This window comes from Chondromyces crocatus, assembly GCF_001189295.1.
GTDB classification, from domain to species: Bacteria; Myxococcota_A; Polyangia; order Polyangiales; family Polyangiaceae; genus Chondromyces; species Chondromyces crocatus.
Genome location: NZ_CP012159.1, coordinates 7,458,909 through 7,481,266 on the forward strand (window position 1 = coordinate 7,458,909; position 22,358 = coordinate 7,481,266).

At 67.7% G+C, this 22,358-nt stretch carries 15 protein-coding genes and 1 pseudogene; 11 read left to right on the top strand and 5 right to left on the bottom strand.

The window, feature by feature from the left end; translation table 11 throughout:
* Positions 1 to 35 precede the first annotated feature (35 nt).
* Positions 36 to 2,636, top strand: a complete 2,601-nt coding sequence (locus CMC5_RS26815; RefSeq protein WP_169796665.1) for a M1 family metallopeptidase — start codon at positions 36 to 38, stop codon at positions 2,634 to 2,636.
* Positions 2,637 to 2,743: 107 nt separating this feature from the next.
* Positions 2,744 to 4,162 (top strand): Kelch repeat-containing protein, encoded by a 1,419-nt coding sequence (locus tag CMC5_RS26820; RefSeq protein WP_156338889.1) that lies wholly within the window; start codon positions 2,744 to 2,746, stop codon positions 4,160 to 4,162.
* A gap of 78 nt (positions 4,163 to 4,240) precedes the next feature.
* On the opposite strand, the gene CMC5_RS26825 is transcribed toward CMC5_RS26820, so the two are convergent.
* Positions 4,241 to 5,134: a M20/M25/M40 family metallo-hydrolase gene (locus CMC5_RS26825; RefSeq protein ID WP_050433094.1), complete on the bottom strand. Its 894-nt coding sequence runs from the start codon at positions 5,132 to 5,134 to the stop codon at positions 4,241 to 4,243.
* Between the two features lie 565 nt (positions 5,135 to 5,699).
* On the opposite strand from CMC5_RS26825, the gene CMC5_RS48665 reads away from it, so the two are divergent.
* Positions 5,700 to 7,178 carry a hypothetical protein gene (locus CMC5_RS48665; RefSeq protein WP_169796666.1) on the top strand — a complete coding sequence of 493 codons (1,479 nt, stop codon included), beginning with the start codon at positions 5,700 to 5,702 and terminating at the stop codon, positions 7,176 to 7,178.
* Positions 7,179 to 7,234: 56 nt separating this feature from the next.
* Positions 7,235 to 8,836, top strand: a complete 1,602-nt coding sequence (locus tag CMC5_RS26835; RefSeq protein WP_156338890.1) for an NHL repeat-containing protein — start codon at positions 7,235 to 7,237, stop codon at positions 8,834 to 8,836.
* A gap of 60 nt (positions 8,837 to 8,896) precedes the next feature.
* On the opposite strand, the gene CMC5_RS26840 is transcribed toward CMC5_RS26835, so the two are convergent.
* The gene (locus CMC5_RS26840) at positions 8,897 to 10,135 is read right to left on the bottom strand and encodes an acyl-CoA dehydrogenase family protein (RefSeq protein WP_245677772.1); all 1,239 of its coding nucleotides are present in this window, start codon (positions 10,133 to 10,135) and stop codon (positions 8,897 to 8,899) included.
* A gap of 205 nt (positions 10,136 to 10,340) precedes the next feature.
* Between CMC5_RS26840 and CMC5_RS26845 the strand changes: the two genes are divergently transcribed.
* The 5 genes from CMC5_RS26845 (at position 10,341) to CMC5_RS26865 (ending at position 17,326) form a co-directional block, all read left to right on the top strand.
* The gene (locus CMC5_RS26845; RefSeq protein WP_050433097.1) at positions 10,341 to 11,453 is read left to right on the top strand and encodes a hypothetical protein; all 1,113 of its coding nucleotides are present in this window, start codon (positions 10,341 to 10,343) and stop codon (positions 11,451 to 11,453) included.
* A gap of 91 nt (positions 11,454 to 11,544) precedes the next feature.
* A complete protein-coding gene (locus CMC5_RS26850) occupies positions 11,545 to 12,240 on the top strand; it encodes an RNA polymerase sigma factor (protein WP_063796355.1) in 696 nt (231 codons plus the stop codon).
* Entirely contained in the window at positions 12,237 to 13,475 is a 1,239-nt protein-coding gene (bamD, locus tag CMC5_RS26855; RefSeq protein ID WP_050433098.1) for an outer membrane protein assembly factor BamD, read from the top strand. The genes CMC5_RS26850 and bamD overlap by 4 nt, the downstream gene beginning before the upstream one ends.
* Positions 13,476 to 13,677: 202 nt before the next feature.
* A complete protein-coding gene (locus CMC5_RS26860; RefSeq protein ID WP_156338891.1) occupies positions 13,678 to 15,414 on the top strand; it encodes a hypothetical protein in 1,737 nt (578 codons plus the stop codon).
* 178 nt (positions 15,415 to 15,592) lie between these two features.
* Entirely contained in the window at positions 15,593 to 17,326 is a 1,734-nt protein-coding gene (locus CMC5_RS26865) for a hypothetical protein (RefSeq protein WP_050433100.1), read from the top strand.
* 212 nt (positions 17,327 to 17,538) lie between these two features.
* Here CMC5_RS26865 and CMC5_RS26870 read toward each other — a convergent pair whose 3' ends face one another.
* Positions 17,539 to 17,904, bottom strand: a complete 366-nt coding sequence (locus CMC5_RS26870) for a PadR family transcriptional regulator (protein ID WP_082362830.1) — start codon at positions 17,902 to 17,904, stop codon at positions 17,539 to 17,541.
* A gap of 165 nt (positions 17,905 to 18,069) precedes the next feature.
* Between CMC5_RS26870 and CMC5_RS26875 the strand changes: the two genes are divergently transcribed.
* A complete protein-coding gene (locus CMC5_RS26875; protein WP_050433102.1) occupies positions 18,070 to 18,273 on the top strand; it encodes a hypothetical protein in 204 nt (67 codons plus the stop codon).
* 99 nt (positions 18,274 to 18,372) lie between these two features.
* Here CMC5_RS26875 and CMC5_RS47875 read toward each other — a convergent pair whose 3' ends face one another.
* Together CMC5_RS47875 and CMC5_RS49220 are read right to left on the bottom strand one after the other, a co-directional pair.
* Positions 18,373 to 18,798, bottom strand: coding sequence for a hypothetical protein (locus CMC5_RS47875; RefSeq protein ID WP_245677773.1), 426 nt, complete (start codon positions 18,796 to 18,798; stop codon positions 18,373 to 18,375).
* Between the two features lie 615 nt (positions 18,799 to 19,413).
* Positions 19,414 to 20,313 (bottom strand): annotated as a pseudogene (locus CMC5_RS49220) (DUF2169 family type VI secretion system accessory protein); the annotation flags it as partial.
* A 115-nt stretch (positions 20,314 to 20,428) separates the two neighbouring features.
* Between CMC5_RS49220 and CMC5_RS26885 the strand changes: the two are divergent.
* On the top strand, positions 20,429 to 22,354 hold the full coding sequence (locus CMC5_RS26885; RefSeq protein WP_082362831.1) for a type VI secretion system Vgr family protein: 1,926 nt from the start codon (positions 20,429 to 20,431) through the stop codon (positions 22,352 to 22,354).
* Positions 22,355 to 22,358: the final 4 nt, after the last annotated feature.

Sequence of the window (22,358 nt, forward strand, 5' to 3'; positions counted from 1 at the left end):
GCTCGTCGTCTCGTGGAGCGGCGTGGAGGGAGTTCATGCGTTCAAGAACGATGGGTACACGCTGGTCCTCGTCGCATCGAGGCGTGCTCGTCGCGGTGCTCCTCTGTGGGGCCATCCCCGCCTGTGTCCCGCTGGAGCCCTCGTCGGATGGCCAGACTCCAGAGCCTCTCGAACCTGGTACGTCCACGTCGACGACCGACGACCCTGGAAGCAGCGGCGCGCAGGCGGATGAAAGCGACGCTTACGACGTCGAGCACTATGCGCTGAGCGGCGCGTACGACTGGAATGCCGGTCGCCTCGACGCGACGGTGGAGATTGCGCTCACGACCCTCGAAGCAGACATCGAGGTTCTCGTCCTCGACAGCGCCGTCAGCGCGGTGACTGCCGTTCGTTCGGGGGACGGGTCACCGCTCCCCTTCACCATCGACACGGCGAACCGGCGCCTGGCGATCGACATCCAGAGCCTCCCTGATCGGAGCCTCGGGGCGTCGGTGGTCCTCGCCATCGATTACCAGGCCACGCCAGGCGCGGGCCTCCAGACCGTCGCGCCACGCGCCGAGGATCCCGTCGCCATCCGGGCGCTCTTCACGACCCCCGGGCCGTTCGAGGCACCTCGCTGGATTCCCTGCCACGACCGCCTCGACGATCGTGCGCTGCTGTCGGTCGAGCTACGCATGGACGCGGCCGAGCGCCTCATCGCCCCCGGGGATCTCGTGCTCGACGCGCCCGATGGAAGCGACGGGCGGCGCATGAGCTATGCGACCCAGGAGCCCATCTCCACCCACCACTTCGCGTTCGCCGTGAGCGAGTTCGAGGTCGAGACAGGATCGCACGGCGCGCTGCCCCTCGCCGTCTGGCATCGGCCCGGGATCCCCGGGGACTATCCCGCGACGATCGCCGAGATCGATCGACAGCTCGGGGTGTACGAGGGCCTGCTCTCACCGTACCCCTTCGGGCAATACACCGTGGTCATGCTGCCCGTGAGCGGAAGCTTCCTCAGCGCTGGTCTCTCGTTCCAGCCGGAGATTGCGACGTCTCAGCCCGCGATCGAGACCGATCTGCGAACCTCGGCGAGCGCGCTCGCGTACCAGTGGTTCGGCGCTGCCACCTCGCTCGCCGCGTGGGAGGACGTCTGGTTCGAGGTGGGGATGATGCGGCTGCTGACCGAAGAGGCCTGCCGCGCCCACATCGACCAGAGCGGCGCCGGTACGCTGAACGGGGAGCTGTTCTACGGATACAGCGCCGAGCCGCTCCGCGACGCCGCGCACGCGCCATGGTCCAGCTACTACACGATGCCCCGCAATCGCGCAGCCTGGCTCCTCTCGCAGGTCCGCCATCTCGCGGGGGAGACCGGATTCTGGAGCACGCTGTCTGCTCTCCTTGCAGCGCATCCGCACGACGTCATGGGAACCGACGCTCTCCTCGCGGCCTTCGCCACCCCACTCGGCTCCACGGTGAGCGCGCAGGTGGAGCACGCGCTCGACACCGCCGCGCTGCCCACCTTCGACGTGGCGCCGAGCGGCGCCGGGGGCGCGGTGGTGACACTGCACGATCCCGAGGGTCTCTTCGTGGCCCCCTTCACGTTCACCTGGTACAGAGAGCTGGGCTCGATCGAGCACCTCACGCTCGTCCCCGGGGTGCCACTCACGCTCGACAGAAATACGCCGGGGGATCTGCTGGTGATCGATGCCGAGGATGTACACCTCGACATCTGGGGCATCGCTCACGATGATCTCAGCTTCGACTCCATCGTCTACGATCTGTCGCCCCTCGCTCTCCCCACCACGCCTGCACAGACGGCCGTCTTCCTGGACCTGCCAGGCCTTCACCAGGCCACCACGATCGCGAACACCGCGCTGATTCCGGAGATGGCACCACGCGACTTCCCTGCATTCTTCGACGCGCTCGACTCCGAGTATGCAAGGCCGCTCGCCCTCGGATCCGCCTGCGATGTCGCCGCACAGCTCGCCGATCCCGTGGAACAGGCAGACTGGCGCGCAGTGCTCACCCCCATCCTCACGGGGCCCCGCCATTCGCTCTCGGAATACATATGGACTCCACTCACGAGCTGCTTTGGTTTCCTCGACGCGCCCACCCTCTTCGAGGCGCAGTGGACCGCGCTGGAAGGTGGACTCACGACACCGAGCGTGTCCGATGTCGACCTCATCCACCTGAGCAATTTCGGGCTGGTCGACCTCTCCTATGTGCGTGAGACCTGGGGGAGCGTCGCCCAGTCGGCGCACTCGCCGCGAGCGCGAGCGTTCGCCATGCGCAATGTCATGCTCCATGCACGGCGCGCCTATCATCATCCCGTGGAAGCAGGTCCTTTCCGGACGCTGATCGCGTCACAGCTCGAGGGCTCGCTGGTCGAGGTGGTCTCTCAGGCGCTGCAGGCCACGCAACGCATTGCCGGGGCGACGCTCGTCCAGAATCAGGGGCTCGTGGACGGGCTGCAGGCGCTGCTCCTGAAGCCCGAGATGGCTTCGCTCCACCGCATGGCCCTGTGCATCGCCTTCACGCTGCTGAAGGATGATGCGGGGGCGACCGCCGCATTCACTGCGAGCCTTGGCAGCGCCGAGCTGGCCACGCGCGCGCAAGCCGTGCTTGCGGATCCCACGCAGTGCAGCCTGCCCTGATCGCGAACGGCAGCGTACGGAAGCACACGTGACGCACGCGAGGCTGTCAACCGAGTCAACTCCAGGTTGACAGGACAGGACATGCAGCGAGGCCAGAGGATGGGTCGTTGGCCAGCTCCAGCGCTGGCCCTCTTTTTGCTCAGCGCATCGTGGTGGCGCGCCGACCCGCTCGCCACCACCGCGCCTGGCCGACCACCGAGGGCACCCATCGCCCCGGCAGTCATCCGGAAGGAGATCTCACGATGCGCTTCTCTACGCTGATTTCACACCTCGTCCCCGCCGCCGTCGCCCTCAGCGTCTCGCTGCCGGCAGCGGCCCAGTCCTGGACCTCCAGCACGCTGAGCATCGGCCGCCTGGACCATGGCACAGCTGCACTTCCGAACGGCGATGTGCTGGTGGTGGGTGGCTACATGGACATGACCACCGAGTCGGCAGAGGTCGTGGAGCGCTACAGCACCTCGACAGGGGCCTGGTCCGTCGACGGCACGACGCAGGGAGACTACCACTTCATGGAGGTCAGCGTCTTTTCACTGCCGGATGGACGACTGCTGGCGGCGTCGATGGAGGAGGTCATGGAGACGTACGATCCAGGGGCGGGCGTCTGGACGGCCCATCCCGCGGCCTTTTTCTTCCTCTCCAGCTCGGCGGTCACCCAGCTCGCCAACGGTGATCCCTTCTTCGTGGGGGGTGGGATGGAATTCAACGACTGGGGCACCACGGCGCGCTTCGATGTCGCCACCGACACCTTGCAGACGCTGACGTCGCTCAATACGCCGCGTCGTGGTCACACCGCGACGCTGCTCGCGGATGGGCGCGTGCTCGTGACCGGCGGCTATTACGATGACGCAGGGTACCTGGACAGCTGCGAGATCTATGATCCGGTCGCCAACACCTGGACGTTCGTGGCGCCGATGCCGGGTGCGCGTTTCAATCACGGGGCAGCACGCTTGCCGGATGGTCGGGTGCTGGTCACGGGGGGTCGCTTCTCGGGCGACACCTCGACCTCGCTCTACGATCCATCCACCGACAGCTGGACCGCGGGACCGTCGATGCTCACTGCGCGCTGGAAACATGCGGTTGTCACGCTCTCGAGCGGGCGCCTCGTGGTCGTCGGCGGCGGAGCGAACGTGGAGCTGTTCGACCCTGCCACCGAGACGTTCATCCCGCTCCCCTCGCTGTCGACGCCGCGGGGGAAAAACGCGACGTACATCCCCGGCAAGGGCTTGCTCGTGGTGAGCAACGACAGCTCGGATTTCTATGCGCTCCACCAGACGGCGGAGGGGGATCCTTGCGTCATCACGGAGGAGTGCGCGAGCGGGACGTGTGATGAAGGGATCTGCGTCGACGAGAGCAGCGGCGCCGGCGCTGGCGGTCCCGGTGGTCCCCCCGGCGGAGGGGGCGGCTGCTGGCTGCCCTTCTTCGATTTCAGCGGTGCTCCCGGGGGTGCCGCCGTCTTGCTCTTCGCGCCAGGCCTCTTTGCGTGGCGTCGGAGGCGGTCCGAGGTGGGTCGGCGCCCGCAGCGCTGAGAGCCATCCCCCTTCCCACGAGAGGGGGGCGCGCCCCCGCTGCCCCGCCGAGCAGTGCGCGTCGGTCCCAGGGACGGCTCATCCCACCTGCCGCGCCACGGTGGCCGTGACGAGCTGGGTGACACGCCGCAGGAAGGTGTAGTCCAGCGTGTCCGGGGTGTCCGTGGCGCGGTGGTAGTTCGGGTTGCGGAACTCGGCGGTGTCGGTCCACATCATGGCGGGGATCTTCGCCTTCCAGAACGGCGCGTGGTCGCTCCGGTGGAGCACCGGGAGCCAGCCTTCGAGGCCGAGGTACACCTTGAGGCCGACCACGGGCAGCTCGGGGACGAGGGCTTCGGCCTGGGCGACAGCGAGGTTCACGAGGTGGTTGGAGCGCTGGTTGGTGAGCAGGCCGATGAAGTCGCCAACGGTAGGCGCTCCGGGGACCGGGAGCGGCATGCGCTGGGAGTCCGGCGCGTGGCTGGCGTAGCCGACCATCTCCAGGACGTGCACGGCTGCGATGGTCGTCGTGGCGGATGCCTCGTGGTGGGCGACGAAGTCGATGCTGCCGAGGAGGCCATCCTCCTCTCCATTCCACGCGACGAAGCCCACGGGGAGCGCAGATCCGAGGTGCCGGAGCGCGCGGGCGCAGGCGAGCATCGCGGCGATACCGCTGGCGTTGTCGTCTGCGCCAGGGGTGCCAGGGACGCTGTCGTAATGGGCGCCGACGAGGAGGAGGGGCCCCTCCACACCGCCCTGCGGGAGCGCGACCACGTTGCGAAGCTCGCCCTGGAAGGAGACGGCGTAGCCACAGTCCTCGAACCCGCTGGCGATCCTCTGCGCTGCGCGGAGGTTCTCGGCGCGCTCACGGAACATGTGGCGCGGCCTCGCCAGGGCCTCGACGGTGGCGCGTAGCTCGTCCTCGCGGATGGAGGCGAGCGCGTCGATCAAGCTTCCAGGCGATTTCACGGCGTGATGGCGGCGCAGCTCCATGGCGAGGTCTCCTCAGGACGGGGAGTGTACCGAGAGGTGTCATGGCGAGCCGCTGTTATCCGGTCGCGACAGAAGGATGGAGGGCCAAGACGAGTCCGATGAAGCTCCAGGAGCCGGTGCCGTGAATGTTCCCGGCGCGTCCTGCAACGATCAGGGGGTGCATCCTCACGTGCGGGCGGTCCACTCCTTGTGCTTTCGTCGGCGATCTCGTATTCGCTGGCGCGCCGCGGGCACGTTCGCCTTCCTCCTCGTCGCGGCCTGCGGTCCGTACGTCGTCGAGGGGGGCGGAGAGGCCGGGTCGAGCGCCGGAGACGGCGGTGCCGGAGGCCGCACGGGACCGCACGGTGGCAGCAGTTCTCACGGCCATGGCACGAGCAGCACCGGAGGTAGCGGTGCAGGGAATGGGATGGGCGGGTACGGCCCGGGTGGGGGAGGCACGGGCGGCATCTGTGGGAGCGAAGCGAGCGGCGCTGGCGGAACAGGCGCTGCAGGCGGCGCGGGCGGCGCCCCTGGGAGCGGCGCTGGCGGAACAGGCGCCGCAACAGGCGCGGACGGGACGGGCAGCGTGGGCGGCGCTGGCGGAACAGACGCCGCAGGAGGGGCAGGCGCTGCCGGCGGCGCGGGCGGCGCGGGCGGCGCGGGCACGGCAGGAGGCGCGGGCGGGACGGGAGGTGTGGACGGCCCCCCTGGGAGCGGCGCTGGCGGAACGGGCGCAGCAGGAGGCGCGGGCACGGCAGGAGGCGCCGGTGGCGTCGGGGGTGCAGGCGGCGAGGGCGGTACGAACGGAGAAGGCGGCGGCGGCCCGGGTTCGCCCTACTGGATCCGGCACTACGGAAGCCCCGGGGACTCGTACGCTGGGGTATATATCCCCGCCGTCGACCCATCGGGCAACATCTACGTCGCCGGCACCTGTCTGGGGCTCATTGATTTCGGCGCAGGTCTTCTGGATTGCCGCGGGCAGTCGATGGCGGGGGACGTGCTCGTCGCCAAGCTGGATCCAGCAGGGAACACGCTGTGGAGCAGGCGTTTTGGCGGTTTCATGTCGGATCACGGGATGGCCATCGCCCTGGATCCTTCCGGAGATCTGGTCATCGCTGGTGATTACATGGCGTTCGTCACGCATCCTCCGATCGATCTCGGCGGTGGTCCCCTACCGATGACCCCAGCGTCGGACATGCGCAACCTCTTCGTGGCCAAGCTGGACGAAGAAGGAAATCATCTCTGGAGTGAGGGGTTCGCGCCGGTCCAAGGCAAAGAAAGTGTTCCCACCATGCTCGCGATCAATGCCGATGGCGACATCGCTGTCCTCTATTCGGCCCTCGATTTCGTGCCCATGGGTCCAGGCACCATCGCCGGGCCTGCACGAGTGAAGCTCCTGGACGCATCCGGCAATGAATACTGGGATCTGAACAGCGGCTCCGTACACGGAAATCGCGGGCGCATCGTCTTCGATCCAGCGGGGGACATGGTCATCGCGGTTCCCCGCCACGAGCATTGCCACCCTTCGCTCATGCGGTGCCATCAGCGGATCCTCGTCAAGAAACTGAGCGTCACGGGGAACGTGCTGTGGTCGAAGGAGCTGGGTGGTTCATACCCCTATACGAACAACAATGGGGGGCGCGCGCAGGCGGTCGCCATCAATGCATCCGGTGACATCTTCGTGTCCGGGGTGCTGTTCGAGTCCATGAATCTGGGTCTCGGACCCGTGCCGGCAGGACCTTTTCTCGCGCGGTTCGATCCGACGGGCGCGCCCCTGTGGGCCCAGAGCGCTCCGGGGGAAATGTCGCACATCGTCGTGGATGGGGCTGGAGATCTCGTCGTCGCGTTGCTGGAGCCCCCCGGTCTCGGGAAGCTCGATCCGACTGGCACGGTGCGGTGGATCAACTCGTTTCAAAGTTCGATCTGGCTGAAGGTGGAGCCTGCGATCGGTCCGCACGATCGGATCGCTGTCGGAGGTAGCTTCGGTGGGACCGTCGATCTGGGTACGGGTCCGCTCGTCTCGTCAAAGTTCGGGCATGCGCTGTTCGGCCTGTTCGCGCCTTGAGTGAAGCCGACGCAAGGAGCGGCTCCGGCTGTTCCGGTCCCATGAATGTTGACGACATGCCTTGCACCTATCGGGGCATGCGTCGGCGCGTGCAGGAGGCCCCTTCATCACGTCATTGCTGGGCTCCCCAGCTTCGCTGGCGCGCCGCGAGCACGCTCGCCTTCGCCTTCGCCTTCGCGCTCGCCGCAGCCTGCAGCCCGGATGCCGTCGAGGGAGGAGGCGGTACTGGAAGCAGTACGGGACCGAGCAGCGGCAGCAGTGGTCATGGGGGCGGAGCAGGCGGCGTGGGCGGCGGCAGTGCAGGGGATGGGGTGGGCGGGAGCGGCCTCGGTGAGGGAGACGGTGGGGGCGCCAGTGGAAGCGGTACGGGCGGCGCGGGCGGCTCCGGAGGGGCTTCAGGCGCCGGGGGCTCTGGCGGCAGCCTCACGGGTTCGGCCATCTGGGTCCGGCACCACGGCACCCCCGATGGCCCGTACGCAGACACCCATGGCGTCGCCGTGGACGCATCTGGCAACCTCCATGTCATCGCGAGGTGCCGGGGGATCGTCGATTTCGGCGCAGGCCCTCTGAACTGCCAGGGGTTCCCCGCCCCGCTCACCGTGGTCGTCTTCAAGCTGGATCCAGCTGGCAACACGCTGTGGAGCAAACAATTCGGGAGTCATGTGCAAGATGCTGCCAGGAGCATCGCCCTGGACCCCTCCGGCAACATCGTCATCGCTGGCCATTACTGGGCCCCCAACAACGCCGCGACGATCGATCTCGGCGGCGGTCCTCTACCGCTCCCCACGGCAGGGATGAGTCATCTTTTCGTGGCGAAGCTGGACGACGAGGGAAATCATCTCTGGAGCAAGAGCTTCGCTCCGCTCCATGGTACGAACAGTCAACCCAATCAGCTCGCGATCAATGCCGATGGTGACATCGCCATCATTTACTCCGTGCTCGATCCTGTGATGGGTTCGGGTGCCGGACCCGAGCGCATCAAGCTGCTCGACGCTTCAGGCACCGAGCGCTGGGATCGGGACAGCGGGTCCGCGCACGGCATCCTGGGGGGTATCGCTTTCGATCCTGCAGGGGACATGGTCTTGGCCGTTCCCCGATTCGAGTATTGCGGCGCCTCACTCACGCGGTGCCATCAGCGGATCCTCGTCAAGAAGCTCAGCATCACAGGGAGCGTGCTGTGGTCGAAGGAGCTGGGTGGCTCGCCTCCTCACGGACCCGGCAACGGAGGCATCGCTCAGGCAGTCGCCGTCGATGCGTCCGGTCATGTCTTCGTGTCCGGGCAGCTCTTTGAGACCATGGATCTGGGGCTCGGGCCGGTCGCAGCGGGAGGCTTTCTCGCGCGCTTCGATCCGATGGGGGAACCTGTGTGGGTCCAGAATCCGCCGATGGAGGTGTCGCAGCTCGCGGTGGATGGAGCGGGGGATCTCGTCGTCTCGTGGCGCTATTTCGCCGGCCTCGGGAAGTTCGCGCCGTCGGGCGCGGCGCGGTGGGTCTACTCGTCTTCGGCGTCATCGGTCTTCTACACGACGCAGGTCGCGATCGGCCCGAACGATCGGATCGCCGCCGGCGGTGGCTTCTGGGGGACGGTCGATCTGGGCACAGGTCCCCTCGTCGCGTTCGGGGATGGTGATGCATGGCTCGGCGTGTTTGCGCCTTGAAGGCTTCGGGCGCGTTCGAGCGGGAGGGCGTCGCGCTGGGTGACGGGCGGGTCGTCGTGGCTATGCGCGGAGGCGCGGCATGGTCATGGGCTGAACGGCTTCGGGGATGCCGAGGAGGTGGCGGCCGGCGAACTCGTAGGCGTCGTCGGTGGCGGCGATGTGCTGGGTGGCGGCGTGGAGGTCGCGGAAGCAGCGCTGGAGGGGGCTCGTGGCGTAGAGGGCGCTGCCGCCGCCAGCGCGGTAGGCGAAGGAGCTCACCTCCGCAGCGACGTCGGCGGTGTAGGTGGTGAGGGCGCGGAGGGAGACCCAGTCGGCTGGCGTGAGGTCGTCGCCCGCTCGGACACGGTCCCAGGTACTGCCGAGGACATCGGCGGTGTAGGCGCGCGCGGCGCGGAGCTTCACGGTGGCGCGGCCGAGATCCATCTGGAAGGCGGGGTGCTGGCCGAGGGGGGTCTGAGGCCAGGCCTTGATGCGGTGAGGGGCGACGGCGGTGATCTCGTCGAGGGCGCGCTGGGCAGCGCCGAGAACAAAGGCGGCGTGACCAGGGGCGATGAGGGCCAGCATGGGGAGGCGGTAGAGGGGGCCACCACGGAGGGGCGGCGCCGCCGGGGCGGGACAGGTGAACGCTTCGGGGACGAAGGCGTCGTCGATGCGGTAGTGGTCGCTGCCGCTGCCGCGCAGGCCGGCGACGTGCCAGGTGTCCTCGATGTGCACGTCGGTCACCGGGAGGGCGACATCGAGGAGTGAGGGGGGAGCGTCGTCGCGCTCGGAAGGGAGGAGGGCGACGGTGAAGATCCAGTCGGCATGGCGCGCGCCGCTCCCGAAAGCCCAGCGGCCCTGGACGCGGTAACCGCCGTCGGTGCGCTGGGCGGTGCCCATGGGGAGGCGGAGGCCGGCGAGGTAGGTGGAAGGGGTGGGAAAGACGGCGCGGGCGCCTTCGTCGGGAAGGTAGGCCCCCGCCAGGGCCGCAATCAGGGCGGAGATCATGAAGCACCAGCCGGCCGAGGTGTCGGCGCGGGCCATGGCCTCGAAGACGGTGGCCTGGGTGAGTGGATCGCATTCCATGCCGCCTAGCGCGCGCGGGAGGGCGAGGGCGAGGAGGCCGCTGTCGCGGAGGGCCTGGACGGCCTCGGGGGCGAGGGTGCGGGCCTCTTCGGAGGCGCTGGCGTGCTGGGAGGCGATGGCGCCGACGCGCGCGACGGTGGCGAGAAGGGAAGGCACGTCGGGGCTGCGCTGGGCCTCGGTCACGCGGGGGCGATGCTGGGGTTCGATCACGCTGGCTCCTTGGGTCGATGCCATGAGCGACAGCTCCTCCAGGGCAGAGGTTCCTGGGTTGCGCAGCGCGTGGCCTGGGGGCGGACCGTCTTCTCGAAGCTGACCGACGCTTCCGGCAGGGCGCCTTTTGTCTGCAGCTCCCCACAGCGTCATCAACGAAAAAGTCCACCCTCGCGCGTCATCCCCCTATTCCCCTGCTCCCCCCCTCTCTGTCATAAACCCCACCCTCGTGTCCGCGCCGTCCCTCCCGAGTTCTCGCCGCCGCCTCTCTGGCGCAGGCGCCCTCGCCAGCGGGTTCGCTGCAGCCTCCACCCGCGCTCTCCTTGCCACGACGCTCCTCGGTGCCTCGCCAGCGGTCGCCCAGGAGACCGCATCGTCCCCGCTCGCGCGCCTCACGGTCACCCGCACCGCCGAGGCCACCGACTGCCCCGATGCGGCCGCACTCACAGCTGCCGTCGAGGTGGCCATGAAGCGCCCCGCGCTCGACGATGCCAGCGAGGAGGCCGCGGCCGACACGTACGAGGTCCGCATCTTCCGTGAGGACGACGCCTACGCCGCCGTCCTCCGCGCTGGAGACCTCACCCGCCGGATCTCCGACCCGGGTCCCACGTGCGCAGGTCTCGCCGAGGCCCTCGCCATCACCCTGGCCATCTTGCTCGACAGCGAGGCGCCCCCTCGAGCCGAGCCAGCGCCCCCCTCCCCTGCCCCGCCGTCGCCCGCTACGCCCTCCGCACGTTCTACCCGGCGTGCGCCTGGTTCCACGCCGACGGCCACCCCCACCCCGGCTCCATCCGCCAGGGCGTGGGATGTCTCGCTCGACCTCGGCGTCTCCCAGACGCTCGGCGTTCTCACGCCATTCTCCTGGGCCTTCCACGCGGAGGCGTCTTTGCGGCTGGAGCGTGTCTCGTTTGGCGCAGGGGCCATCTGGATGCCGACGCGCACCCTCGACGTGACGCCTGGCCAGGTCGACATCACCCTCGCCCTCGCAACCGCACGCGCCTGCGCCGCCATCGCGGGTCACCTGGAAGGACCTCGCCTGTCCGTCTGCGCGCAGCCCATGGTGGGCGCGTTCAGCGGAGCCGGCCGGGGGTACGATCCGGACCGCCAGGTCACCGTGCCCTGGGCCGCCCTGGGTGCGCTGCTCCTGGGCGAAGGGCCCATCGCCGGGCCGCTCGGCTGGTCACTCCGGGGCGCCGTCGTCGCCCCCCTCGTCTCCGAGGAGCTCACCATCGACCGGGTGGACGGCCCTGCAGGGGCCCAGGCGCTGTCGGTCATCTCCGCGTTCACCCCCTCGCCCATCGGTTTTTCGCTGGGAGCCGGCCTCCGGGTGTCGATTCCGTGATGGCGGCCGGGTCCTCCCACCACCCAGGGGAGACATGTACGTGCCAGGGCATTCCTCCTTTCATGATGGCCAGACCTAGCCCCCCAGGACCATGACCTTCCGGGAGGTGTACGAGCAGCACTTCCAGTTCGTCTGGCGCGCTCTTCGCCGGCTCGGCGTGCGGGAGAGCGACGTGCAGGACGCGGCGCAGGACGTCTTTCTCGTCGTGTACAGGAAGCTCGGCGAGTTCGAGGGGAGGTCGAAGCTCTCCACGTGGCTGTTCGGCATCTGCTACCGCGTCGCCAGCGATCGCAAGAAGCTCGCGCACGTGCGCCACCGCTCCGAGGGGGAGGCGCCCCTGCTCGACTGTCCCGACGATCGCATCGACGTCGCGGCAGAGGCGGAGCGACGGCAGGGACTGACGGTGCTCGAGGGCATCCTGGAGGAGATGCCCCTGGAGCAGCGCGCGGTGTTCACGCTGTTCGAGCTGGAAGGGATGACGGGAGACGACATCGCCGAGACGATGGAGATCCCGCTCGGGACCGTGTACTCGCGCCTCCGCCTGGCGCGTGAGACCTTCAGGCGGGCGGCGGCGCGCTTCAACGCGCGCGATCAGTTCCAGGTCCACGGCGGGGGGCGCGAGGGGGCGTCGAGGCTGAGCCCGCAGCGCGATGGCGCAGGGTCAGCGGGGCGATCCGAGGCGGGGGCGAAGGTCGAGGGGTCGAGCGGAGGCGGGGGCGGGCGTCGTCTGGGCAGCGGCGCCGAGCACAACCTGGCAGGCTTGAACAAGGCAGGAGGGGAGCGATGAGCGACCCCAGACGATGGCTCGAGCTCGGTGATGAAGACAACGGCGGGCTGACGCCGCAGGAGCTGGAGCTTCTGAATGTGGGGCGCGCGCTGGGCCCTCCGCCAGCGGCGCAGGAGGAGGTCTGGGCATCGTTGCTGGCGCAGCTCGGTCCTTTCGGCGGAGGCCCAGAGGGGGCGCCGGAGCCCGATGGCGCGCTCCCGGACGCCGCGCCGGCCGACGGAGGTCCCCTTCCGATCGGGACAGGCGCTGACCAGCTCGGGGGTGCTGGCCAGGTCGGGGGCGCCGTACAGGCGACAGGCACAGTGCCGACGGCTGTGGGTCAGGGGGCGGGGGTCACGCCGATCGCCGGGGCGGCACAGGCCACCGGGGCGATGCAAACTGCGGGCGCTGTGCAGGCTGCGGGCGCTGCGCAGGCTGCGGGCGCTGCGCAGGCTGCAGGCGCTGTGCAGGCTGCGGCAGCAGGACAGACGGCGGTCGCCGCCCAGGTGGTGGGACAGCTCGCGTGGATGGGTCTCGCCAAGTCCGTGGTGGTGGGCGCGCTCGGCGCAGCCGTCGTCGTGGGCGGATACACCGTGTCCACTTCGGAGGATGTGCCACCCCAACGAAGCGCACCAGCCGCGAGAGCCGTGACGACGCGAGGAGAGACAACCGCAGCGTCACGTCCAGGATTCGGGCTGCCCCCCTCTCTCCCTCCGCCGCCCAGACCAGGAGACATGCCATCCGTGCCGGAGGATGTGACGACGGGGGGTGCCCCGGGAGCAGCGATGCAAAGCGCCACAGGAGGAGAGGTGGCTCTCGACCGCGGGTCGCCAGTCCCACGGACGCCGGAGTCGGCAAGCGCCGTGCGTGGGGACGAAGCGTCTCTAGCTGCTCCGCCCGCGCAGCTCCCTCCCGACGGATCAGCAACGGGGACATCACCACGGGGTGGCGTCGCCGTGGACGAGTCGCCTTCGGCCATGGCGGAGCGGGCCAGCCGCCTGCGTGAAGAGAGTCGGATGCTCGGCGTGGCGCGTGACTCGTTGAGGCGGGGAGAGACCGGGACGGCCCTGGTGCAGCTGGAAGAAGTGCGGATGCGCTTTCCGCAGGGGGTGCTCGCTCAAGAACGGGAGGCGCTGACGATCGAGGCGCTTTACCGTGCGGGCAATCGGACGGCAGCCTCGATGCGCGCGAGCGCTTTCCTTCGAGCATTTCCAAGCAGCCCCCACGCCACCCGCTTGCAGGCGTTCGTCCAGTAAGCTCCGGTCACGATTTTTTTACGATTCGTAAATGGCGCGGCCGGCTCGCCGCCACCCACTCCACGACAGACAGACGACGGCAGGGCCACGAGGTTCGTGGTTCGCAGCGTCATGCCAGTCAGTCAGAAAAAGAGAGGGTGCAATGGGCTTCCGATTCATGAAGTCAGGGATCAGGTGCGCAGTGGGGATCGGTGCGCTCGCGATGAGCGCGTGCCTTCCCGGCTCCGGCGGAGGGAGCGGAACTGGCGGCGCGGGTGGTGCTGGAGGCGCTGGCGCAGGGGGTGATGGTGGTGGTGGGCCCGTGGGACCGCTCCCGAAGGCGGACAAGGTCGATTTGCTGGTGATGATCGACAACTCGGCGTCGATGACAGACAAGCAGCAGGTTCTGGCGCTCGCGCTGGCCGACATGGTGGAGTCGTTGACGAACCCGCTGTGCATCGATGCGAGCGGCGTTCTGCCGTCCTCTCGCCCTGCAAACGCCGCGGCCCCGTGCCCGACGGGAACCAGCCGGTGGTTCGTGCCGGTGAACGATATTCACCTGGGGATCATCAGCTCGAGCATCGGTGGCTTTGGTGGAGACGGTTGCTCGAAGGCGCTCTCCAACTCCAACAACGACCGTGGTCACCTGCTTGCTCGGTCGACCGCGACGCAGACGTCCAATGACATTCCGACGTACCAAAACAAGGGCTTCCTTTTCTGGGATCCCACAGCTCAGGGCACGCCTCCTGGAGAAGTCGATCGCGCGACCCTGGTCTCCACATTCCAGCAGATGGTGGTCGGCGTGGGCCAGGAGGGTTGCGGTTTCGAGGCATCGCTGGAGAGCTGGTACCGCTTCCTGGCGGACCCGGAGCCCTACCAGACGCTGTCGGTCATCAACCGTGTCGCCACGCCGGAAGGGATCGACGCGGCCCTGCTCCAGCAACGCGTCGACTTCCTGCGCCCCGACTCGATGCTCGCGATCCTGATGCTCACCGACGAAAACGACTGCTCCATCCGGGAGGGCGGGCAGTACTACATGGCCGCGACGTACAGCAACAACTACAGGTTGCCCAGAGCACGCGCCGTGTGCGCGACCAATCCGGCAGACGCCTGCTGCACCTCGTGCGCTGCTACGGTGCCGGAATGCCCGGTGGACCCGACCTGCTATCCAGGCGGCGATCCGACCCGGGAGCCTCTGCCCCTGTCCGTCGACGACGATCGGCCCAACCTCCGCTGCTTCGACCAGAAGCGGCGCTACGGTATCGACTTCCTGTACCCCACCGACCGCTACGTTCAGGCGCTGACCTCGTCCGCCATCACCAACCGGCAGGGGGACCTGGTGCCGAACCCGATCTTCTCCGATCTGAACCCGAATGATGCCAACGCCATCGTCCGGGATCCCGGGCTGGTCATCCTCAGCGGCATCGTGGGCGTCCCCTGGCAGGAGCTCGCGCGTGACCCCGCGGATCTGACTCAGGGCTTCAAGAACCCGCAGGAACTCACCGCGAGCGGCACCTGGAGCGCCATCGTCGGCGATCCCCAGAACCACGTCGCCCCGTCCAGTCCCTACATGAAGGAGTCGATTGTACCGCGCGCCGGCATCACCCAGGGCAATCCGATCAATGGAAACGAGTGGGCCACCAACAACGATGACCTGCAGTTTGCTTGCATCTTCACGCTCCCGGAGCCAGTCCTTTGCCCGCCCGGCGCCCAGGGTTGCGACTGCAATAAGAGCGAGAACATTCCTCTGTGCGAGCGGGACCCCATCACCAACGAGCTAACCCAGACCAAGGCCAAGGCCTACCCAGGCCTGCGACAGCTCAGCGTCATCCAGCAGATGGGCGAGCAAGGCGTCGCCGGCTCGATCTGCCCCGCCCAGCTCGACAACCCGACAGCCGACGACTTCGGCTACCGCCCGGCCGTCCAGGCGCTCGTCGAGCGCATGGCGCCACGACTCTGACATCGAGGAAGGTGGGTGCAGGTCGGCCAGGGGGGCCGGCCGGCCCCATTTCTTGGTGCTGGGTGTTTCAGGCCGTTCTGTCGCAGAATGGCGGAGCAACGACCGCAGATGGCGCAAGCTGTCGGGCCTCTTCAGGGGATGAGGTGAGATGGACTTCTGGTGCGCGAGGATAAGGATCTTGGGCGTCTTCAGTCTCGGGCTGGTCGCCGCGGGCGGGTGTCACGGCATATCGAACGTTGGCGGCGCCATCCTCGACGACGTCGATCCCCCTGTCCCGGAAGGGCCCCTCTCGAAGGCTGACAAGATCGACATCCTGATGATGATCGACAACTCGGCGTCGATGGCAGACAAGCAGCAGGTTCTGGCGCTCGCGCTGGAAGAGCTGATGGAGTCGCTGACGAACCCACTGTGCATCGACGCGACCGGGATCTTGCCACCGTCACGACCGCCATCGTCGCTGGCCGCATGCCCGACGGGAACCAGTCGGTGGTTCGCTCCCGTGACGGACATCCACCTCGGAATCGTCAGCTCGAGCATCGGAGGGTACGGTGGAGATGGGTGCTCACCAGCGCTCTCCCCCAGCAACAACGACCGGGGGCACCTGCTCGCGCGATGGTCCCCGGAGCAGGGGGAGGGGATCCCCACATACCAAGGCAAGGGGTTCCTGTCCTGGGATCCAGCCTTGCGCTACGCGCCGCCTGGTGAGTCCAGTGCAGTGGCCGTTGCAACGACCTTCAAGCAGATGGTGCTCGGCGTGGGTCAGGAGGGTTGCGGTTTCGAGGCGCCCCTGGAGGGCTGGTACCGCTTCCTGGCGGACCCGGAACCCTACCAGACGCTGTCGGTCGTCAACCGCGTCGCCACGCCGGAAGGGATCGACACGGACCTGCTCCAGCAGCGCGCCGACTTCCTGCGCCCCGACTCGATGCTCGCGATCCTGATGCTCACCGACGAGAACGACTGCTCCATCCGGGAGGGCGGGCAGTACTACATGGCCGCGACGTACTCCAACAACTACCGGTTGCCCAGAGCACGCGCCGTATGCGCGACCAATCCGGCAGATCCTTGCTGCACCTCGTGCGCTGTCACGATGCCGGAATGCCCCGTGGACCCGACCTGCTATCCAGGCGGCGATCCGACACGGGAACCCCTGCCCCTGCCCGTCGACGACGATCGGCCCAACGTCCGTTGCTTCGACCAGAAGCGGCGCTTCGGCATCGACTTCCTGTACCCCACCGACCGCTACGTTCAGGCGCTGACCTCGTCCGCCATCACCAACCGGCAGGGGGACCTGGTGCCGAACCCGATCTTCTCCGATCTGAACCCGAACGATGCCAACGCCACCGTCCGGGATCCTGGGCTGGTCATCCTCGGCGGCATCGTGGGCGTCCCCTGGCAGGAGCTCGCGCGTGACCCCGCCGACCTGACTCAGGGCTTCAAGAGCCCGCAGGAACTCACCGCGAGCGGCACCTGGAGCGCCATCGTCGGCGATCCCCAGAACCACGTCGCCCCGTCCAGTCCCTACATGAAGGAGTCGATTGTACCGCGCGCCGGCATCACCCAGGGCAATCCGATCAATGGAAACGAGTGGGCCACCAACAACGATGACCTGCAGTTTGCTTGCATCTTCACGCTCCCGGAGCCAGTCCTTTGCCCGCCCGGCGCCCAGGGTTGCGACTGCAACAAGAGCGAGAACATTCCCCTGTGCGAGCGGGACCCCATCACCAACGAGCTAACCCAGACCAAGGCCAAGGCCTACCCAGGCCTGCGACAGCTCAGCGTCATCCAGCAGATGGGCGAGCAAGGCGTCGCCGGCTCGATCTGCCCCGCCCAGCTCGACAACCCGACAGCCGACGACTTCGGCTACCGCCCTGCCATCCGCGCTTTCGTCGAGCGGATGGCCACGCGGCTCTGAACAGGCCCTCTCTTCAGGGTCTCGATCCGGGCGCCCCTGGGCGCTCGCCATCAGGCATTCCGCCCCTTCCCCTCCCCGGCCATGACGTAGTCCCACCTTCAGCCGCTGGATCAGCTGCTCGACCCAGCTCGCCGTGGCGCCCACACCGCCGCTCCAGAGCGCGAGCAGATCCTGCGTGTGCGGGGGCTCGGCGCGGTGAGGAAACATCGGCATCAGTGCAGCCAGGCCATCGCGGATCTCCATCGCCTGGCGGTGCTGTTTTCGCAGCAGCTCGAGGACGTGATTCCGCGGCAAGGTTTGCATGAAGGCGACCCTTCCCCCAGCTCCTCCATCTGGACGCTCGACAGCGCAGCGTCGAGGAGCTGGCGGAACTCGGCCTTGCTCTCCCGGGTGAGTTCGTAGACGGTCCGCCCCGGCCCTTCATCGCTCTCTTCGATGCCCACCGCGCTCAGCTTCCCCTCCTTCGTGAGCTGCTTGAGCGCGTGGTAAATCGAGCCGAGCTTCACGCGGGGCCATGTCTCGACCTTCCACGAGACGAGAGCGCAATGCACCGCGTACCCATGCGCCTGTCGTCGCATCCGCACGACCCCACTCCGCGATTCACTACGAGATTCACGGGAACGGCATGCCGCTGGTTCTTGGTTTTCCCATCATGGCCTCCCCGTGGCCTGGCGATCCCGAGCTGACCATCCTGAGGGGTTACCTGGAGCGGCTGACTGACCGATACCGGGTGCTGTCCCAGGATGACGTTCTTCGGAGCGAAAGACGAGATGGACTACCCGGGAGGCACGAAGCTGCGAATCGCGCCAACGATCCGCGAGCGGCGTCGGGAGCTCCAGCAGCTCGGATGGGAGGTCATCGAACTCCCCGACCGAGATCACGGTGTTTTCACGGATCCGACCACGATCGTGCCGGTCGTCCGCAGCTTTCTCGATTCACGGCTCTGATCACGAGTGTATGACCATAGTTTCGCCGGGACGCGCTCACGACGCCATGGTCGCGGCGACGTCGAGCCTTCGGTCCCGAACCGCCCCCGCGATGACCACTCAGTCTTCGGAAGCCTTCTGGAGAGCCCCCCTCACCTCGGCGGCGACCCTAGGATCCGCCACGGTTCGCGCCAGCCAGACGCGCCGGAGTCGCATCATCGCTCCCTCGGGTAGATCGAGCGCGGCGAGACTCTCTTCGAGAGTTCCCCGTTCGGCGGCGATGACGAGACGCGCATAGTCATGCGCAGAGATGGGTCCCCGCTTCGCCTCCAGTGCGGCCACATAGGCTTTGTCGTACGCTGAGAGCACCAGCTTCTTGCCTCGCCGCAGCTCCTCCTGGATTTCGGCGAGCCGCCGCGCGTGCATGGATTCCCACGTCGCGAGCGCGACCCCCTCCACCTCCAGAATCGTGTCGCGCTCTGCGGGCCGATGGTCCAGCCGGGCCGCGATCGACGCACACTGCTCCACGGACAGTGAGACTTCCACGGGTTGCGCAAGTTCAGGCGCGCCGAGGGAGGCCGATGATTCGCTTTCCGTTGAGCTACCAGGATCAGACGCAGGCGCTGTCGCCTCGGTTTCCGACGGAGGTGACGAGCTTTGCTCCCAGCTGGCGAGCGGTCCAATCATGGGAGGTGGCGCGGGGGGCTCGACCGCGGGTGTGGATGTCACAGGGGCAGAGATCGAGGGCGTCGGAGCCGGAGGTCGCCCCGCTCCCAACCCGAGCCGCGGAGACGCTCCGAGGGGAATGGCGCCGAGAGGTGCTGCGCCCAAAGGGAGGGGCGCTCCGAGCGGACCAGGAGCGCCGAGAGAGCCGTGCGGTCGCTGCGAGGACGGTGGCTCGCCGGCCTGGAACGGCAAGGCCGGTTTCGAGGGCACGAGATCCCCCGTGAGGGTATCGCCTGGTGCCGACCGAGGAGGCGTCGGGCGGCTCGCTGGGGCTCCTATGTGCTCGCTGGACGCGCCTCTCCAGGTCGGCCCCGCCCCAGCAGCCAGGCGCTGAACGTCGGCCCAAGAGACGGTCTCCCCGCGCCTCTCCAGCGCCACGAACACGCTACCCGCCTCCTCCGGACCGTAGAGGGAGACCTGGCCACGCCATGTCAGGGTGCAGATGCCGCGGTCCGTGTCGATCCAGAGCGCATCTGGGATCAAAGGGACCACCTGGGGGGTCTCATCGGGTCGCTCGACATAGGCCCGCGGTCGGAGCCCTGGCAGCCTCGTGTCGAGGTGGGTGTACTCCGGGTGGAGGTGCTCGAGACGAATCCGCTGCTCGTCGAGCAACCCCGCGACTTGCTGATCGGGAGGCGCCACGTTGAAGAAATTCACGTCGAAATCGGCCGGCAACGGTTGCCTGTGCCATTCGTTCACCGCCCATGACCCCGCGCGGCGCCCCAGCTTCCGAACCCGGTCGGGCCACCCGGGCGCGATGGGGCCAAAGCCCACGGGCTCGATGGGATCGTCCGGACCCGTGAAGAGCACTCCGGGTCGCTGCAGGTTGGGCAGGATCCGCTCGCCGCGCACGCTCCCTTCTCGAGGAGGCCTCCCCACGGGGTTCCACGTGTCCAGCCCGCCTGCCGCACACTCCCACCGAAGTGACATCTTGGAGAAGGGCGTCCCTGCTTCGAGAAGCCCCGTCTGCTTGAAGACGCGATCCGCGTGAACCTCGATGCGTTTGTCGACGTCGCCCACGCAGAGCCTCGCGTCCAGGACTCGAACGCGCTCACCCCTGGGCGCATACGCATGGCCGACCAATGTCACGTCCGCACGTACACGCGGAGGGACCAGATCCGAGGGCATCTGGACGCTGCCCGCCGGATCATCACGCCAGTACCGATCAGCCGCGTGAACGGGCTCCTGTGCCGAAGCGAGAGGACACTCTCCAGGACGCAAGTCGAACGTGGCCTTGCACGCGATCGTGAGCATCCAGGAGCCTGGACGTGGCTGCCACAGCAGGGCCCCCACGGGAAGCGGACAGAGCGAAATGGCGTCCACGCAGGAGAGCATACACCGCACGACTGGACGTTCCCCGGCCCTCTACGGGAGTTGTCGACGCCATCCTCCCGGCGATAGCATGGCGTCTCCGTTCTGCTGGTGCAGCGCGGCACGCAGGGAGCCTCCCATGGCAGACGCCTCCTCGACCCGTTCGCAGTCCGCGACCCAAGCCGACTCTCGGCTCCCTGGCGACAAAGTCTTCCATGTGGAGACGCAGGTGGCCTCGGGCGACATGCTCGACGTTCGGCGCTTCCAGGTCACCGAGCGGCTCTCGTCGCTGTTCGAGATCCGGATCCGCGCCGTGTCGGACAACCCCGACATCGACTTCGAGACGGTCATCGGCCAGCCGATGCGGTTCTCCGCCCACGCGGTTCAGCAGCGGACCTGGGCGGGTCTCTGCAGCGATCTCCAGCAGGTCGCGTCCGAGGAGCACCACCTCTCCACGTACGAACTGACGCTGGTTCCACGCCTGTGGCTGCTCACACAGCGACGCAACCACCGCATGTTCCAGCACAAGTCGGAGGTCGACATCGTGCTGCAGATCTTGAGTGAGTGGGGCATCACCCCCATCCTGCAGCTCACGGGCGTCTACCGGAAACGCAAGTACCGCGTCCAGTACGGCGAAAGCGATTTCAGCTTCATCGCCCGTTTGCTCGAAGACGCTGGCATCAGCTTCTATTTCGACAATGGCGGAGAAAGCGCGCTCATCTTGGACGATGGCCCCCAGAGCAACCGCCTCCGCACGCCGATCGCCTTCCGCGACCACCCCACCGACGCAGATCTCGAACATGTCACGAAGGTCCACATCGGCCGTCGCCTACGCCCCGGCAAATATACCGTCCGTGATCACGACTACCGCCGCCCAGCCAACTATCCACTCCTCGCCACAGCCTCCGATCAGGGTCCCGTCGAGGACCGGTTGGAACGCTTCCATTATGTGCCTGGAGCCTTCCTCTTCGAGAGCGGCAGAGCCGACGGAACTCCGAGCGCCGACGACAAGGGCAGATACCGTGCCGAAGAGGCCGAGGGGGAGGCGCTCGCCCAGCGCCGTCTCGCGGCCAAGCGCACGACGGCCCGCGAGATCCACTTCGAGACGAACACCATCGATCTTGCCCCGGGGACCGTCGTCTCGTTCTTCGACCACCCGAAGAGCGAGCTGAGCGCCGAAAAGCGTCTCCTCGTCACCGCGTCACGGCTCTCTGGCCAGGTCCCGGACATCTGGCACAGCACAGCCACGGCAGTCGGCGCCGACGCCCCATACCGCCCTCCCCTCCGTACGAAGAAACCCGTCACCCGGGGCGTCGAAAGCGCGACCGTCGTCGGCCCTCCCGGCGAGGAAATCCACGTCGACGAGTTTGGTCGCGTACGTGTGCACTTCCACTGGGATCGAGAGAGCCAGATGAATGACGACTCCTCGTGCTGGATCCACGTCAGCCAACCGTGGGGTGGTCTTGGGTTCGGCGGGACCAACCTCCCGCGCATCGGCCAGGAAGTCATCGTCGATTTCCTCGGCGGCGACCCCGACCGGCCGATCATCATCGGCCGCGTGTACACCAACCTCCAGAAGACCCCCTACCGCCTGCCAGAGAGCAAGACCCAGAGCGGCTGGAAGAGCAACTCCACCCAGAATACCGGCGGGTACAACGAGCTGATGTTCGAAGACCAGGCGGGCAAAGAACTGCTCAGGATGCAGGCGGAGCGAGACCTCAACAAGCTGGTCAAGCACGACGAGCAGGGCACGATCGGCAACGATCGGACGACGTCCATCGGCCACAACGAGGACACCACCGTCGGAAACGACGCCATGAAGCAGGTGCTCAACAACGCCCGCGAGATCATCGGCATGAACCACGCCCGCGCCGTCGGCGCCAACGAATCCATCGACGTGGGCGGCTCTCAGCGCGTTCAGGTCGCCGAGAAGATCGAGATCGTTTGCGGCAAATCGAAGCTGGAGATGGACAAGAGCGGCAAGATTACGCTCTCCGGCACCGACATCACCATCACCTCCACGGGCCCCGTGCAGGTGATCGGGGATCCCATCGATCTCAATTGACTGC